Genomic DNA, 17,004 nt, shown 5'->3' on the forward strand with positions numbered 1-17,004 from the left:
GCATCTGTGATGTATTTAGAAAATCTAGAACAAAGTATTTATGATTTAATTACCGAAACATCTACGAATCTTCCAAAAGACGTTCGTCGTGCAGTAGCTGCTGCAAAAAAAGCTGAAAATGCTGGTACTCGTGCCGCTATGAGCTTAGACACCATCACAACAAACATCCAAATGGCGGATGAAAATGTTTCGCCTATCTGCCAAGATACTGGATTACCTACATTTAAAATTTACACTCCGGTTGGGGTCAACCAATTGGAAATAAAAGCGGCGATAAAACGTGCGATTGTAACTGCTACAACAAACGGAAAACTTCGTCCAAATGCGGTAGACTCCTTAACAGGAAAAAATAGTGGCGACAATTTAGGTGACGGAGTACCTGTTATTAAATTTGAACAATGGGAAAACGACACAATTGAAATGAAGCTGATTCTAAAAGGTGGCGGCTGTGAGAATAAAAACATTCAATACAGTCTTCCTTCAGAGTTAGAAGGTCTAGGTAAAGCCGGTCGTGATTTAGATGGGATTCGTAAATGTATTTTACACTCTGTCTATCAAGCACAAGGGCAAGGATGTTCGGCAGGATTTATTGGAGTTGGAATTGGTGGCGATCGTTCTGCAGGGTATGAGCTAGCAAAAGAACAACTTTTCCGTTCCGTCGAAGATGTGAATCCTAACCCTGAGCTTGCACATTTAGAAAACTATATCGTAGAAAAAGCGAATACACTTGGAATTGGCACAATGGGCTTTGGTGGTGAAGCAACATTACTAGGATGTAAAATCGGTGTGATGCACCGTATTCCTGCAAGTTTCTTTGTATCCGTAGCCTATAACTGTTGGGCGTATCGCCGTTTAGCCGTTAACATAGATCCTTCTACTGGAGAAATTGTGAAATGGCATTACCAAGACGGGGAAAAGATTTCATTTGACGAACAAAATGTCGAACAAGAAACGGAAGAAACAGCAAAAAAAGTGGTAGAACTGCGAGCTCCTATTTCTGAAGAAGAAATTCGTGCACTCCAAGTTGGAGATGTCGTGAAAATTAGTGGCATGATGTACACTGGTCGCGACGCCATCCATAAATACTTATCTGAAAACGATGCACCGATTGATTTAAATGGTCAAATCATCTATCACTGCGGTCCAGTTGTGTTAAAAGATGAAAACGGCGATTATCAAATTAAAGCCGCTGGTCCAACAACATCTATTCGTGAAGAACCTTACCAAGGCGATATCATGAAAAAATTTGGAATCCGTGCTGTTATGGGGAAAGGCGGTATGGGACCTAAAACGCTTGCCGCACTTCATGAACATGGCGGAGTCTATCTAAATGCCATCGGTGGCGCTGCACAATACTATGCCGATTGTATCAAAGGTGTAGAAGGTGTCGACTTAATGCAATTCGGCATTCCAGAAGCAATGTGGCACTTACGAGTGGAGGATTTTACAGCCGTAGTCACAATGGACTCCCACGGGAACAGCCTACACGCAGATGTAGACAAATCATCCCTTGAAAAACTAGCGCAATACTCAGATCGAGTATATCAATCATAGTTGAAGGAGAAGCCATCCCATCGTGGATGGCTTTTTTGTGGATGAGAAGATAAGGCTGACTGGAGATTGATTGGAGATCGTGCGGAAGTGTCTTAATGTGCGGCGAGAGTGTCCTGAAGTTTTGCGAAAGTGTCCTAATGTCACTCAAAAGTGTCCTAATGTCTCTCGAAAGTGTCCTAATGTCTCTCGAAAGTGTCCTAATGTCTCTCGAAAGTGTCCTAATGTCTCTCGAAAGTGTCCTAATGTCACTCAAAAGTGTCCTAATGTGACTCAAAAGTGTCCCAATGTCACTCAAAAGTGTCCTAATGTGTCTCAAAAGTGTCCCAATGTGACTCAAAAGTGTCCCAATGTCTCTCGAAAGTGTCTCAATGTCACGGCAAAGTGTCCCAATGTCTCTCGAAAGTGACCTAATGTCCCGGAAAAGTGTCCTAATGTCACTCGAAAGTGTCCCAATGTCTCTCGAAAGTGTCCCAATGTCTCTCGAAAGTGACCCAATGTCACTCGAAAATGTCTCAATGTCTCTCGAAAGTGTCCCAATGTCTCTCGAAAATGTCTCAATGTCTCTCGAAAGTGTCCCAATGTCTCTCGAAAGTGTCCTAATGTCCCACGGAAATGTCTCATTACCCCCACACTTCAGACTTGCAGAAATGCTACATGTAAAATTATGGTACACTCACTCTAAAGAATTGAGGTGATTTCGTGGCGTTAGGGTATGCGATTATTTTTCTCTTATTACTTGCATTAGCAGTAGCAACAATTGTCTACTTCATACGAAAAAGTAAAACTCATAAGCACAATAACCAATCACGTTAATAATAAATTTCCTCTTCTTCTATAAATAAAAAGACAATTATTTCCCATGCGGATGCATCTCTGATGAGATGCTTTTTTTTTATTTCCAAGACCTCCCCCCTCCATATTGGAGAGGTTTTTCGACACTTCGTATCGAATAAAGAAATAAAATGTATCCTACTTGTATAACCCTTATTTTTAAATTATAATAATTATAAAGTAGTAATCATTACAATTAAGGAGATAACTTATGACATTGTCGATACGAACTCATATAGAATTAATCGCTGCTGTATTTTCTGGTATTTTGATTGCATTTGCATGGTGGATTAGTTCGAATGGCGATACTCCTCTTTCTATAACGTTGTTTGTGCTTGCCTTTTTAATTGGAGGATACGCGAAAGCGAAAGAAGGGATTCTGGAAACTGTAAAGAATCGCACTTTAAATGTGGAAATTTTGATGATTTTAGCAGCAGTCGGAGCTTCAGCTATTGGGTATTGGACGGAAGGTGCTGTTTTAATATTTATTTTCGCATTAAGCGGTGCGCTTGAAACGTACACGATGAATAAGAGCAAACGGGAAATTTCTGCTTTGATGGAGTTGCAGCCGGAAGAAGCATGGTTAATGGCGGATTCTGGCGATCTGATTCGTACGGCTGTTTCCGATTTACAGGTTGGGCAGAAAATTCTCGTGAAGCCTGGTGAACGTGTTCCAATTGATGGACTATTGCTTGAAGGTACGACCTCGATTGATGAGGCTGCAATCACTGGTGAATCGATTCCGGTAACCAAAACTTCTGGGCAAGAGGTTTTTGCTGGAACGGTGAATTTAGACGGAACCATTAAAGTAGAGATGACGAAATCGACGAGCGATTCTTTATTCCAAAAAATCATTCAAATGGTCCAAAGTGCGGAAAGTGAAAAGTCGCCATCACAACAATTTATCGAACGATTCGAAAGTACGTATGTCAAAATTGTTTTGGCGGCAGTTGCGTTGATGATGGTTCTTCCTCATTTCGCGTTCGAGTGGGATTGGAACACGACAATTTACCGAGCCATGGTACTTCTTGTCGTTGCTTCCCCTTGTGCACTTGTGGCATCCATTATGCCTGCAACGTTAGCGGCAATTTCGAACGGGGCACGTAACGGTATTTTATTCAAAGGTGGCGTGCATATCGAACAAATTGGGCATATTACAACGCTCGCAGTGGATAAAACGGGAACACTAACTAAAGGGACTCCTGTCGTAACGCATTTTAGTGTTCGCTCTGGATTATCAGAAGAAGCGGCGCTTTCCAAAATCGCGAGTATTGAATCTGGCTCTAATCATCCACTAGCACATGCGATTCTTGCTTTTGCGAATGAAAAACAGATTCCTATTGATTCCACATTGCATGTGAAAGATATTCCTGGTTTCGGCTTGGAGGCGATGATGCAAGGAGAACTCATTCAAGTCGGAAAAGCTGATTTAGTTGGTGCGGAGCGCGCTCTTCAATTTAACAACGGTATCGCGGTGACTTGGGCAAATGAAGGAAACACCATTCTTTACGCAGCCGACGATCAAGGTATATTCGCCGCTGCAGCGTTAAAAGATGAAATCCGTGAAGAAACTCACGTCACGATTCAACAACTGAAAGAACTCGGAATTGAAGTCGTCATGTTAACTGGAGACAACGAACAAACAGCTACTGTCATTGGTAATGAAGCTGGTGTTAGCTCGGTAATTGCAAATTGTTTACCGGCATCGAAAGTAGATGAAATCAAAAAATTGCTTGGTACTAACAAGAAAGTAGCGATGGTTGGAGATGGGATTAATGACGCGCCAGCGCTAGCAACTGCAAATGTTGGAATCGCGATGGGTCAAGGAACCGACGTTGCACTCGAAACCGCTGATTTGGTATTAATGAAAAATGATCTTTCCAAAATTGTGTATTCCATAAAACTCTCTAGAAAAATGAATCGAATCATTAAACAAAATGTCTTTTTCTCCATCGCTGTCATCTTAGTACTGATTGCCAGTAACTTTATGCAAGTGATAAATCTTCCTCTAGGAGTCATTGGTCATGAAGGAAGTACTATCCTTGTCATTTTAAATGGGTTACGTATGTTGAAAAACAACTAGATATAATGAGCGAAGCAAACCTCATAAAAAAAGCAGGAACTCCGATTAAACGGATGCTCCTGCTTTTTTCATTTTCAACAATTCTTTTCGTTCTTGCATGACGGCATTAATTTGACCACCTACCATTAAAATGATGCCTGATAAATATAGCCACATCATCAGCACAATGATTGCGCCAATACTTCCGTAGGTTGCAGAATAGTTTCCAAAACTACTAACATATAGAGAGAATCCAAGTGATACAATAATCCAACCGATAGTTGCAAAAGCAGCCCCTGGAATCACACTTTTAAAATACAGCTTTCGGTTCGGCGCAACCCAATATAAGAACATGAAAACGCCAAAAATCATAATAGGGGGCAAAATCCAGCGTATTCCATCCCATACTGTGAGAAACCCGGATTTGTAACCGATATAGGCAAAAATGGCAACTCCAATTTGCTTTCCGAAAATTGGTAATAACAATGCGATGATAAATAATACGATTAACAAAATAGTAAACACGAGAGAAATCCCACGCGCTACCACGAAAGGTCTCGTTTCGATTAAATTGTACGATCGATTTAACGATTTGATTAACGCATTCATCCCGTTAGAGGCTGACCAAATAGTCGCTAAAATCCCGATCGATAACAACCCACCATTTCGATTGGTTAACACTTCACTTAATGTACCGTCTATCAACACATATACTTCCTCAGGTGCGTATAGTTGTAGAATTTGAAATAGCTGATCTTGCGGGATATGTAAATATGGAAGCAATGTAACAAAGAATATTAACATCGGAAATATGGATAATAGAAAAAAGAATGCCAATTGGGCACCTAGTGCGGTCACGTCCACTTTTGCTACTCGTTCCATTATTTCGCGAAAAAAGCCCTTCCATGTCAACACATTGTTCACATGGTCGGCTTTTTCTTTTTTTTGAAACTGCATTAATTTTAGCTTATTTAACCAGCTCATTGACGATAAGTGGATAATGAAGGATCTAATTCATGCTCAGGCAATACTGGCATGGTAAATTCTTCATCCTTTCCAACTAGTTGCTTATATTCTTCTTTCGAATCCATAAATGCCGATTTTGTATCTTCAACTAGCGTTTTCACTTGTGGTGTCATTTCTTTCACTTCCGCAAATTTAGTGGACAAATATTCAATGTCGTTCGACATTTGACCGTATGTCGTTTGAAGTAATTCTAATTTTTCTTTCAGCATCGATTTTAAATCATCGCGATTGGTTGCATAGTATTTCACGTCAGAAGACAAATTCGTCAATTGATGTTTCATGTTTTGTCGAGTAGCTCGATCAAACATACTTACACCTGCCCCAACAATTGCACCAACAACTAAACCTTTGACTAATTTACTTTCACTCATGTAAAATCCCTCCAAATTTAACTGGTATATGTGTTTAATATTACCCTAAAAAGCACTGTTCAAAACAGTCTCATCTAGTTGACAATCTTTTCATTCCATGGAAAGATTATATCCATGCAACGAAAGGTAGGAACGAAGATGAATTTAACGAATCCCTCACAAGAAAATGTCGCATACATGATCGACCAAATGAAAGACAAGCTGAAAATGGTCAATGTCGATGCGATGAAATCAGAATCATTTGATGAGCAACAATATGAAGACTTAGTTTACTTATACAACATGGTGATGAAACGTGAATCGTTTAGTCCAAGTGAAATGCAAGCAATTGTTGCGGAACTTGGTTCATTACGAAAATAACAGCTTGCCGAGTCTATCGGCAGGCTGTTTTTTTACGATGATTTTTGATATTTTACTGCATACCAACTACCTTCACGTATGATGGTCGATTTGCCATCAAATCGCAGCTTACTTCCATCTCCCCAGTTGACCAACTCTTCTTCTCTCGGGAGTGGGTGTAAATTTTCAAACGTATGGAAGAATCCGTTGAATGCCGCAACAAACGGTGTATCCGATTCTTCTCCAGCGATAGGCGTAATTATCGAAATTTTACCATTTTCTGTTGTCCAGTCAGCTAAACGTCGGAAGAGATCCTGCCGCTTTTCAGGGTGAATATAATGGATGACATTATTCATAATAACGAGATCAAATTTCTCTTCTGGATCGTACTCCCACAAGTCTTCATTCAAGACCGTGACATTTACATACTCCTTCGATTTATCCGTTGCCGTAGTTGCCACACATTCACTCATTTCGATGCCGGTAAAGGAAACATCTGGAAATTTTCTCGCTAACTTTCGGATATAGCCTGCTTCGCCACATCCAACGTCTAACACTGTTTTCACTTGACCATCTTTTAGAAGTTTTGTGATTTTTGGCATAGCAACTGTTTCCAGTAATCGACTTGTTTGTGCAACCGTTGGGGCGTGTTTTTCCTCTTCAAATGATTGGCGACTTTTATTTCTCATCAAATCAGGATATTGTAACAAGCTTGGAATATGTAGCTCCATCATTTCTTTTAAGATAACGCCAGAGGAAGCCTCCCCTTTCGCTCGGGGTAGCTTCCATTTCGCACCTGTTTTCACCCTCTCACGAGAGGCTCGTTTTAAGTGTCCGATTGCTAATCCGACTGTTACCCATTGCTGTAGCAATTCTTCATCAATATTGTACGCATCTGCAACGTCCGATGGTTTCATTGGTCGTTCAAAGGCGCTAAATAAGTCCATTTCATATCCTACATACGCATGCCATGAATAGAGGAATGGTTCGTTTCGTTTCATCCACATTCTTGCACCTAACATTTTCATAATATCCATCTTACTTCCCCCTTCTCATTTGCGTTTCCAAGGATAATCTTGTTGATCATTGAAAACATGTTTTTCTTTCACACCAAGCGATACTTCCCCCATTCGTTTTGGCAATAAACCACCTTGAATGAAGCGATCTTGGATGGATTCTTTCCAAATTCCTAAGCCGGAAACATTTAGCATCTGCTTATAATGGAGCGTTGGGTCTTCTTCTATACGCTCAAACGCTTTTCGACGGAACCAACTGACACTTTGATAAGGAAACGAATATGCGAGTGCGGATAAATGACTCATTTGAAGCATGAAGGAAACCCTCGGACGTCGTACTTTTTCGTACCACGAAATATCCGATGTTTTATTGTCCAAAATATCTGCCAACAGTTCGCCAAGCACATCTGCATCTTGAATCGCCATGTTCATACCTTCTCCTGCCATTGGATGCACCGCATGCGCTGCATCTCCAATTATGGCAAGGTGACCATCCGTATACTTGTCTGCATGATATTTAATCGGAATCATGAGCTGAATTTTTTTCCAATCACGTAATTCTTGCACGTAGCCATCAATTGCAGGTGCCAAATCTGTATATAGTTTATGGAAATAAGCAATTGGCTTTTCTTTAATTTTCTTATACTCCCCTGCGGGAATTAAATAGACGGACCTTACTTGATTGTCTGGTAATGGAAACAATCCCAAAAATCGATTGTACGTTGAGATAATTTGACCGCCTTCAAAATTTTCCGGTCGTGGAAAAGTGACCGTTAGAAAGTGATGATTATAGGTAAAGTTTGTGACCGATTGATTCATTGCTTTACGAGTAACAGAAGCACGACCTTCAGCACCAATGATGTAAGTTGCTTGAATTTCAAATGTTTCCTGTCCTTGCTTCATTTGCGCGATATGGCCATCTATCGAGGTACATGATGTGGCGGGATAATAGGTAAATTCCTCAAAAGTAAGCGCAATGTCACGCAAAATCTTTTTTAACTCCTCGTGATGAATCATATATGAGGCATTATAAGGTTGAGGTAACACACGATAATCCATAAACGATTGATCTTTCACCAAATTATTTCGATCTAATTCAATCAAATCGAGTACATCAATTTGTTTCGAACTATTTTTTACGAGGTCATGCATGCCAAGCTTATCGAAAATTTGCATACTTTTCGGTTGTAGCAATTCCCCTTTGTATACCTTGTTATTTCCAGGGAGCTTTTCAACAAGCGTCACGTGAACACCACGTTGGACTAATTTCAAAGCAATCGTTAAACCACCTATTCCACCACCAATGACGAGCACCTCGGTCGTTTTCACGTTCCTCACCTCTTCTCTAATATTCCTTTTAAGCGCTTTTCTAAAACGTCTCGATGCTCTGGAAATAAAAGAATTTTTTCAAGGAAAACAAAAAAAGCTGCAGACTCAAGGTCCACAGCTTCTCTTCCTATTACAACTCGTTATATGCTGCCGCGATTTGCGCTCCAACAACTGCATTGTGTTTCACTAATGCAATATTCGCCGTTAAACTTTTTCCTTCAGTTAACTCTTTCACTTTACCAAGTAGGAATGGAGTCACTTCTTTCCCCGCAATGCCTTGCTCTTTTGCTTCAGAAAGGGCTTGTGCAATAATGCCATTGATGAAATCAGCTTCCATCGCATCTTCTTTCGGGATTGGATTCGCGACAACTACTCCGCCTTCTAACTGTAAGTCCCATTTAGCTTGCAATAATTTCGCAAGCTCTTGAGGTGTATCTACTCGGAAATTCACGTCAAATTCACTTTCTCGCGTGTAGAACGCTGGTAAAGAATCCGTTTCATATCCGACAACTGGAACACCTTTCGTTTCTAAAAATTCTAGCGTTAGACCGATGTCTAAAATCGATTTTGCACCTGCGCATATTACCGCAACGCTAGTGGATGCCAGCTCTTCTAAATCAGCTGAAATGTCCATTGAAGTTTCAGCTCCGCGGTGAACTCCGCCTATTCCGCCTGTTACAAAAATGCGAATATCCGCTAAGTCTGCACAAATCATTGTCGCCGCTACGGTCGTCGCTCCCATCTGTTTTGTCGCAATTAAATACGCCAAATCACGACGAGAAGCTTTTGCAACTTTCTTGCTAGTGCCGAGTAACTCTAACTCGTCATTTGATAATCCTATTTTAATTTTGCCGTCCATAATTGCGATCGTTGCTGGGACTGCGCCATTATCACGAATGATTTGTTCCACTTCTCTCGCCATTTCCACGTTCTGAGGGTATGGCATGCCGTGTGAAATAATCGTGGATTCCAGTGCAACAATTGCTTTCCCTTCTCTTTTCGCTGCTAGAACTTCCTCTGAATACGTTAAATAGTTTTCCATTTAGATTTCCTCCAATACGGTAGTTGTTGATTCAATTGTTGCGGTTGCGTGAACAAGTCCTGCTTGAACACAGTCTTCTATTTTATTTCCCGCCAAAAAAGCATTCAGTGTAGCTGACACAAATGCATCACCTGCACCTGTCACATCCACCACTTTCTTCGGGGTAATTGCCTTTACAAAAAAACCTGGTTGATCATCACTTTTCACATACACGCCTTTTGCGCCGCTTGTAATAATGACGTGGCGCACACCTCTTACTTGAATAGTTTCTAATGCTTCGAAAACTGCTTCCTCCTGTTGGAATGAAGTATTCAATAATGTTTCCGCTTCGTCTTTATTACAAATCAGCCAGTCGATTCCCTCTAGCACTGCTGGCAATCGATCCATTTTAGGAGAAGATACCGGAATAATCGCGAGTGGAATCTTCTCCTCTTTCGCGAAGTCACGCAGATAGGTAACTGACTCTTTCGGAACATTCAAATCTGAGATCAGGAGCGAGGCGTTTCGCAAAAAAGACTTTTGCTCTTCTAAATAGGTAGGCGAAAGCTCCTCGTAAATGTCCATATTCGCGAAAGCAACATCCATTTCACCGGAAGGACTAACCACCGCTGAGTAAGAACCAGTTGTGCCGGTAGGTGAGAATTTAACTGACTGCACTTCGGCAAAGCCACTAGTCTTTGACGCGATTTTTTCCCAGTCTGCATCTTTTCCTGCAACTGTTAAAAGACGAACTGTATGTTCCATTCTTCCTAAATTCTCTGCAATATTTCGCGCTACCCCACCAACACTTTCGGAAACAGACACTGGATTCGATGTACCTTCAATAAGCTCTTTTTTCAAGAAGAACTTACGATCAATGTTGGCACCACCTACACAAATAATCTCTTTTCGAGTAGGCAAGATATACGCGCGACCAATAATGTACCCTTTTTTCTGCATCGCCGAAATCATATTCGCAACAGCTGGTCGTGATAAGCCAATTTCTTCTGCGATCTGCTGTTGGGTGCTATATGGATTTTGCTTCAACAGTGCAACGATTGCCCGTTCTTTATCGGACATTTCCTCACCACCAAATTATATTTGTTTAAAATATAAACTTTTATCATATATATTGTCAATAATTATGCTGATTATAATGGAAATGCTTAAATAGGTTGGACCTTTTTCGGCATCCTGTAAATACTTTTAGGGATTCCTATAATAGTTAAAATTCCGAATTATAAATGGGGTTATTTGGAAAATGTCGCGGAAATTCATTAAAAGGGGTTCGAATTGATCGAGAATGGCGCGAGATTGCACCAAAATGGGCTGGAAAGAAGCGAAAATGTCTCAACTTTCTATTAAAATGTCGCGGGTCCTACTCGCAACTCCGAGATAATTTATCGTTTTGTCTAGAAATGAAATTCCCACGCACTTTATTTCCATAAGAAAACACGATAGACAAATCGTCTATCGCGTTAAGAGTTATTTCTATTGTTTTTCGTTTGCTGCGGAACCGTCTTTTAGGACAAGTGGCTGAATTAACACTTCCACTCGTCGGTTTTGAGCTCGACCTTCTGGTGTGTCATTGGAGGCAATCGGTTTAAATTCTCCATACCCTTTTGCGCTAAATAACAGAGGATCTAGTTCTGGATTTTTTACGATCATTTTTAAGAAATTGACTGCTCGACTCACGCTTAATTCCCAGTTGGAGGCAAATTGTGGGGTATTCATTGGGACATTATCAGTATGCCCAGTCACGACAATGCTACGTGGCGGGTCGAACTCTAACAGTTGCGCAATGTCCGCTGCAATATTTGTATATTCTGGCTTGATGGATGCACTTCCTGAGTCGAACAGAATACTGTCTCGAACTGTTAATAGCAATCCTTCATCCGTTAGTTCGGTAGCTAACTGGTTTTCTAATTCGTTCACTGCGATATATTCATCTACACGGTTTTGGATTTCAGTTAGTGATTTTTGATCTTCCAAGTAGGCAGAGCTTTGTTGGTCTTCTTCATTTGGGCTTTGCGGAACTGGGACTGGTGCAGGTGATGGATTATCCATTACCCCTGAACCACCATCAAAGATTTCATTAAACACCACAGAAAGCTGTTGCAGTTTTTCCACATTTATCGAACTCGATGCAAATAATACAATGAATAGTGCTAATAACAAGGTTAATAAATCTGCGTACGGAATGAGCCATGATTCATCAATATGCTCTTCATGGTGATGTTTTTTATGCCTCTTCTTTGCCAAGGCCGCTCGCCCCGCTTTCTGCCATTATGACTTCACGTTCCTCCATTGATAGATAAGAGGAAAGTTTTTGTTCGATCACACGCGGTGCTTCCCCTTCTAATACGGAAAGGATCCCTTCGATCATCATCATTTTTTGGCGAACTTCTTGTTTCGATTTACGTTTCAATTTATTTGCAAATGGATGCCATAAAACATACCCAGTGAAAATACCAAGTAACGTCGCAACGAATGCTGCGGATATAGCATGTCCAAGCTTTTCAATATCATTTAAATCGGAAAGTGCTGCTATTAATCCAATTACTGCTCCTAACACCCCTAGTGTCGGCGCATATGTACCAGCTTGTGTAAATATTAAAGCGCCACTTAAGTGACGTTCTTCCATCGCTTCTACTTCTTGCGTTAACACATCCCGAATATAATCTGCGTTTTGTCCATCAATCGCAAGTGTTAGACCATTTTTAAGAAATTGATCTTCTACTTCTGCCGTACGTCCTTCTAATGCAAGAAGTCCTTCACGTCGAGCTAAATCTGCCCAGCTGGAAAACATTTTGATAATTTCTCCATCTGATTGCAATTGCTGTTCTTTGAAAATTAATCCAAATAACTTTGGAACACGCTTCAACTCTCTCATCGGAAATGCGATTGTAACCGCCGCTAACGTTCCAATGATAATGATCATAAACGCCGCTGGGTTAATTAATACTCCTATTCCTGCACCCTTTAATATCATTCCGCCAAGAACGGCAACGATACCTAAAACTATCCCAACTATTGAAGCTAAATCCATTTCGTAACCCCCAACTAATTCTTCTCTGTTTTATTTCGGAAAAAAACACAAAAATTAAAGTAGAAATAAAAAGAAATTGCACATTCCTTCATCGTTGCACAAATATTGTCACAATTGATACTATGAAAGTATGACATACAAAAGGAGATTACACATGACATCTTTTCAAGAGAACTTAAAGAAATACGCAGATTTAGCCGTTCAAGTTGGCGTTAACATTCAGCCAGGACAAAGTTTATACATAGGGGCATCTATCGATAATCCCGAACTCGTGCGAGAAATTGTGAAAAGTGCCTATACAGCAGGTGCTGACAATGTGTACGTAGATTGGACAGATGACGTTGTTTCCCGTACTCGTTTTGAAATGGCTCCAGAAAAATCATTCGAAGAATTCCCAGCGTGGAAAGTGCAAGAACGCGAAATGCTTGCAGAGAACGGTGCAGCATTTATGAATATCATGTCTTCTAGCCCTGATTTGTTAAAAGGTATTGATTCAAAACGAATTGGCACCTTCCAAAAAGCTGCTGGTACCGCCTTAAGCAAATATCGTCAATACGTTCAATCGGACAAAATTAGTTGGACGGTTATTGCGGCTCCTTCAAAAGACTGGGCAGCGAAAGTATTCCCTGAACTACCTGCGTCTGAGCAAATGGATGCACTTTGGGATGCTATCTTTAAAGCAGTGCGTGCTGATCTAGATAATCCGGTAGAAGCATGGAAGAAACATGATGATACACTTCACGAGAAAGTGGAATATTTAAATGATAAAAAATACAAAAAGCTACATTACACAGCACCAGGGACAAATTTAACGATTGAGTTACCAGATGGTCACTTATGGTGTGGAGCTGGAAGCATTAACGAAAAAGGCGACGCTTTTATGGCAAATATGCCAACAGAAGAAGTGTTTACCGTTCCGCACAAGGATGGCGTAAATGGCTATGTTACCTCTTCCAAACCACTTAGCTACGGTGGAAACATTATTGATGACTTCAAAATCACATTTGAAAACGGACGTATTGTAAAGGTAGAAGCAAAAGAAGGGCAAGAAGTGTTAGAACAACTTGTTGCAACAGATGAAGGCGCGAAGTACCTAGGTGAAGTGGCACTTGTTCCACACCATTCTCCTATTTCAGATTCTGGATTGCTATTTTACAACACCTTGTTTGATGAAAATGCATCCAATCACCTTGCGATCGGTAGCGCGTACGCGTTCTGTTTGGAAGGCGGCAAAAAAATGTCTCGAGAAGAATTAGCGAAAAATGGATTAAATGATAGTATTACTCATGTTGACTTCATGATTGGTAATGAAAACATGGATATTGACGGTGAATCAGCAGACGGTACGAAGGAAGCTATCTTCCGTGGAGGAAATTGGGCTTTCTAATTACGGAGATTTCTAGTATACTAGGACGTAATGTTTTCATTTTCTTTTTGAGAGGAGCTTGAAAAATGGTACTAGGTATTTTTACAGTAGTAGGATTCATGGTATTACTAGGATTTGTTGGACATTCATTCCTTCATTTCGTAAGTAAATCATTGATTTCTCATGACAGTGTCCACATTGACGAAAAACCAGATACATTATATTAAAAATAAAGCTGCTATTCCTTTTACTAGGACTAGCAGCTTTTCTCTTCTAATTTTCTTGAGATGCAATTATTTGTTTCAGCAGACCAAGATCTCCATCAATTTCAGGCACTAGCTCTGACGAGATATTAACATAGTGGTTTCCGTCTTTTCGATAAATATGATGAAACGTATTAGGTACTAGAACATCTTTTTTCAATAATCGATTTCGGGATTTTTCCACAAATAACAAATACTCTCCTCCCTTAAAGTCGATCGGTTGATCTAAATAAGGAGAAATGCCGCTTTTCGAATCAGATAAAACTTGCTGAAGTCCAATTGGAACAACCAAGTCGATCGATTCTTCGGGATCGTTCGTTTCGCTAAAATTGCCTTTTAGTTGTTCCTTCACTTCTAATGGATATAAATGACCTACTTCTACCATCGTTGGATCCGCAAACGGGGTTCTCACCACACCATAGTCTTCAGGAAGCCGAACCACGATAATTTCACTTGTAGATGCAACTAATTCCTCTAAAGTTGAGTAGCCAGGAAGTAGTAATGCCATTGAAGAATTGCTTTCTATGGAAGACTTCATTGGTTTTTTATTTTCAGCTTGTCGTTCTGACTGGTAATTTTCGTTTGTGCCTTCTGCTTTTACAGAAGAACCGTCTGAATCACGCGTTATGTAGACAATTGCTAATAAACAACAGACGATCATTATACTGATTAAAGCGTTGGTTAACTTCATCTCTAGCCCCCATTTCTCTAATATAGCCACTTACTTCCATATATGACTTCTTCAGCATAAACAATCATCTTTATTTCATGAAAATTCTGATTACTATCATTGTACATTAATTACTAAATTTGTAAATGAACAATCGAATTATCAGTTATAAAAACTTTAAACCTAAAAATTGCCACTCCAAAGCATACAATCCGTGTTGTAAAGAGTTAACTTTTCTTTATCAATCCTATTTCAATCGTATGTCAAAACGATAACATTTAAGGACTTTCTGACTGTATATCATATTCGATATAAAACTTCCTCCCTATGTAACATGTCAACCTGCCAAACCATCCAGTAAGTACCACATTGCAAGACCTATGAATTGCTTTATACTTAACATTCGATAGGTTAAAGGAGGAATGACAATGTTTTCTGGTATGGATATTGGAATAGATCTTGGTACAGCAAATATTCTCGTTTATACAAAAAATAAAGGTATTATATTAAATGAACCGTCCGTAGTGGCGATGGATACACGTAATAACACAGTCATCACTTTTGGAGAAGATGCCAAAAATATGATCGGAAAAACTCCCGGAACAATTTCAGCTATTCGTCCATTAAAAGACGGCGTAATTGCAGACTTTGATGTTACAACGGAAATGTTGCGTCTTGTTATGAAAAAAGTAGGTAAGATTTTAGGATCATCCGTTCGGAAACCAAACGTAATGGTTTGTACACCATCTGGCGCGACTTCTGTGGAACGTCGTGCGATTCATGATGCCGTTAAAAATAGTGGAGCGAAAGAAGTTCATTTAATCGAAGAGCCCGTTGCAGCAGCGATCGGAGCGGACTTACCTGTTAGTGAACCAATTGCTAGTGTCATCGTAGACATTGGTGGAGGGACAACCGAAGTTGGCATTATTTCTTTCGGTGGAGTCGTTTCTTCGAACACAGTAAAAGTAGCAGGAGATCGAATGGATGAAGATATTGTTCAGTTCGTCCGTAAGCAATACAATGTGTTAATTGGAGAGCGTACAGCAGAGAATATTAAAAAAGAAGTTGGCTATGCACTTGTTCCGCATAAAGTGGAATCCATGGATGTACGTGGACGTGACGTAATGACAGGATTGCCGAAAACAATCTCTGTTAGCTCTGTCGAAGTGCAAGAAACATTAAAAGAGTCTTTAATGGCTATTTTAGAGACGATTCGTGCAACACTTGAAAGTTGCCCGCCTGAATTATCAGGAGATATAGTGGATCAAGGAATTGTCATTACAGGTGGAGGAGCCTTACTCAAAGGAATGCAAGAATGGCTGTCTACCGAAATTTCTGTACCTGTTCACTTAGCACCTCAACCTTTAGAATCAGTTGCAATTGGGACAGGTCGTTCGTTAGTGATGATGGATAAAATTCAAAAAATCGCGCGATAAGCGATTTTAGTTTACACTAATAAAGTAAAAACTAGTTAGTGTATTGGAGGAATTTACATTGTCAACTTTGCAAGATATTTTATCCTTTAACGAACAGTTTGTGGAAAACAAAGAGTATGAGCCGTATATCACAACGAAATTTCCAGACAAAAAGATGGTAATCCTAACGTGTATGGATACTCGTTTAGTGGAGTTGTTACCGAAGGCAATGAACGTCAAAAATGGCGACATTAAAATGGTGAAAAGTGCTGGTGCTGTCATCAATCATCCGTTCGGCGGTATTATGCGCAGTTTATTAGTAGCAGTTTATGAATTAAAAGCAGAAGAAATTTATGTTGTTGGTCATTATGATTGTGGTATGTCTAGCATTAAACCAGAAGCAATCAAAGAAAAAATTATCGATCGAGGCATCTCGAAAGATACGTTTGATACACTTGCGAATTCTGGAATTGACGTAGATGAATGGTTACAAGGTTTTGATAATGTAGCTGATTCTGTTCGTCATAGCATTCATATGATTCGAAAACACCCACTAATGGTGAAAGACATTCCTGTACATGGATTAGTAATTGATCCTGCTACTGGAAAATTAGATTTAGTGGAAACAGACGAGCACTTAACGAAATAAAAGAGGCAAGGGAAATAATTCCCTGCCTCTTTTTCTAGTGTGG

General features: G+C 40.0%; 16 protein-coding genes. 7 read left to right on the forward strand and 9 right to left on the reverse strand.

Translation table 11 applies throughout. The features are described from left to right. Nucleotides 1-9: 9 nt before the first annotated feature. Both D3873_RS10400 and D3873_RS10405 read left to right on the forward strand, forming a co-directional pair. Nucleotides 10-1,554, forward strand: coding sequence for a fumarate hydratase (locus D3873_RS10400; protein ID WP_119883959.1), 1,545 nt, complete (start codon nt 10-12; stop codon nt 1,552-1,554). A gap of 1,042 nt (nt 1,555-2,596) precedes the next feature. After that, nucleotides 2,597-4,468 (forward strand): heavy metal translocating P-type ATPase, encoded by a 1,872-nt coding sequence (locus D3873_RS10405; RefSeq protein WP_119883960.1) that lies wholly within the window; start codon nt 2,597-2,599, stop codon nt 4,466-4,468. Nucleotides 4,469-4,513: 45 nt separating this feature from the next. Here the strand turns inward: D3873_RS10405 and D3873_RS10410 are convergent, their stop codons facing one another. After that, on the reverse strand, nt 4,514-5,404 hold the full coding sequence (locus tag D3873_RS10410; protein ID WP_238473769.1) for a YihY/virulence factor BrkB family protein: 891 nt from the start codon (nt 5,402-5,404) through the stop codon (nt 4,514-4,516). Nucleotides 5,405-5,427: 23 nt separating this feature from the next. Continuing rightward, on the reverse strand, nt 5,428-5,844 hold the full coding sequence (locus D3873_RS10415) for a YtxH domain-containing protein (RefSeq protein WP_119883962.1): 417 nt from the start codon (nt 5,842-5,844) through the stop codon (nt 5,428-5,430). 138 nt (nt 5,845-5,982) lie between these two features. Here D3873_RS10415 and D3873_RS10420 point away from each other — a divergent pair, with 138 nt between their 5' ends. Continuing rightward, nucleotides 5,983-6,204: a DUF1128 domain-containing protein gene (locus D3873_RS10420; RefSeq protein ID WP_119884531.1), complete on the forward strand. Its 222-nt coding sequence runs from the start codon at nt 5,983-5,985 to the stop codon at nt 6,202-6,204. A gap of 32 nt (nt 6,205-6,236) precedes the next feature. Here D3873_RS10420 and D3873_RS10425 read toward each other — a convergent pair whose 3' ends face one another. The 6 genes from D3873_RS10425 to motA all read right to left on the reverse strand — a co-directional run bounded on the left by D3873_RS10425 (nt 6,237) and on the right by motA (nt 12,598). After that, nucleotides 6,237-7,220, reverse strand: coding sequence for a class I SAM-dependent methyltransferase (locus D3873_RS10425; RefSeq protein ID WP_119883963.1), 984 nt, complete (start codon nt 7,218-7,220; stop codon nt 6,237-6,239). Between the two features lie 15 nt (nt 7,221-7,235). Continuing rightward, nucleotides 7,236-8,528, reverse strand: coding sequence for an FAD-dependent oxidoreductase (locus D3873_RS10430; protein ID WP_119883964.1), 1,293 nt, complete (start codon nt 8,526-8,528; stop codon nt 7,236-7,238). A 130-nt stretch (nt 8,529-8,658) separates the two neighbouring features. Continuing rightward, nucleotides 8,659-9,570, reverse strand: coding sequence for a pseudouridine-5'-phosphate glycosidase (locus D3873_RS10435; protein ID WP_119883965.1), 912 nt, complete (start codon nt 9,568-9,570; stop codon nt 8,659-8,661). Then, nucleotides 9,571-10,629: a carbohydrate kinase gene (locus D3873_RS10440; protein WP_119883966.1), complete on the reverse strand. Its 1,059-nt coding sequence runs from the start codon at nt 10,627-10,629 to the stop codon at nt 9,571-9,573. A gap of 411 nt (nt 10,630-11,040) precedes the next feature. Beyond that, entirely contained in the window at nt 11,041-11,811 is a 771-nt protein-coding gene (gene motB / locus D3873_RS10445; protein WP_119883967.1) for a flagellar motor protein MotB, read from the reverse strand. Then, on the reverse strand, nt 11,792-12,598 hold the full coding sequence (gene motA, locus D3873_RS10450; RefSeq protein WP_119883968.1) for a flagellar motor stator protein MotA: 807 nt from the start codon (nt 12,596-12,598) through the stop codon (nt 11,792-11,794). The genes motB and motA overlap by 20 nt, the downstream gene beginning before the upstream one ends. A 154-nt stretch (nt 12,599-12,752) precedes the next feature. Here motA and D3873_RS10455 point away from each other — a divergent pair, with 154 nt between their 5' ends. Both D3873_RS10455 and D3873_RS13455 read left to right on the forward strand, forming a co-directional pair. Continuing rightward, a complete protein-coding gene (locus tag D3873_RS10455; protein WP_119883969.1) occupies nt 12,753-13,985 on the forward strand; it encodes an aminopeptidase in 1,233 nt (410 codons plus the stop codon). 65 nt (nt 13,986-14,050) lie between these two features. Continuing rightward, nucleotides 14,051-14,191 carry a hypothetical protein gene (locus D3873_RS13455; RefSeq protein ID WP_162920185.1) on the forward strand — a complete coding sequence of 47 codons (141 nt, stop codon included), beginning with the start codon at nt 14,051-14,053 and terminating at the stop codon, nt 14,189-14,191. A gap of 46 nt (nt 14,192-14,237) precedes the next feature. On the opposite strand, the gene D3873_RS10460 is transcribed toward D3873_RS13455, so the two are convergent. Further along, nucleotides 14,238-14,918, reverse strand: a complete 681-nt coding sequence (locus D3873_RS10460; protein WP_119883970.1) for a hypothetical protein — start codon at nt 14,916-14,918, stop codon at nt 14,238-14,240. A gap of 407 nt (nt 14,919-15,325) precedes the next feature. On the opposite strand from D3873_RS10460, the gene mreBH reads away from it, so the two are divergent. After that, nucleotides 15,326-16,333 carry a rod-share determining protein MreBH gene (gene mreBH / locus D3873_RS10465; protein ID WP_119883971.1) on the forward strand — a complete coding sequence of 336 codons (1,008 nt, stop codon included), beginning with the start codon at nt 15,326-15,328 and terminating at the stop codon, nt 16,331-16,333. Between the two features lie 58 nt (nt 16,334-16,391). Beyond that, entirely contained in the window at nt 16,392-16,961 is a 570-nt protein-coding gene (locus tag D3873_RS10470; protein ID WP_119883972.1) for a beta-class carbonic anhydrase, read from the forward strand. Nucleotides 16,962-17,004: the final 43 nt, after the last annotated feature.

Source organism: Paenisporosarcina cavernae, assembly GCF_003595195.1.
Classification (GTDB): Bacteria; Bacillota; Bacilli; order Bacillales_A; family Planococcaceae; genus Paenisporosarcina; species Paenisporosarcina cavernae.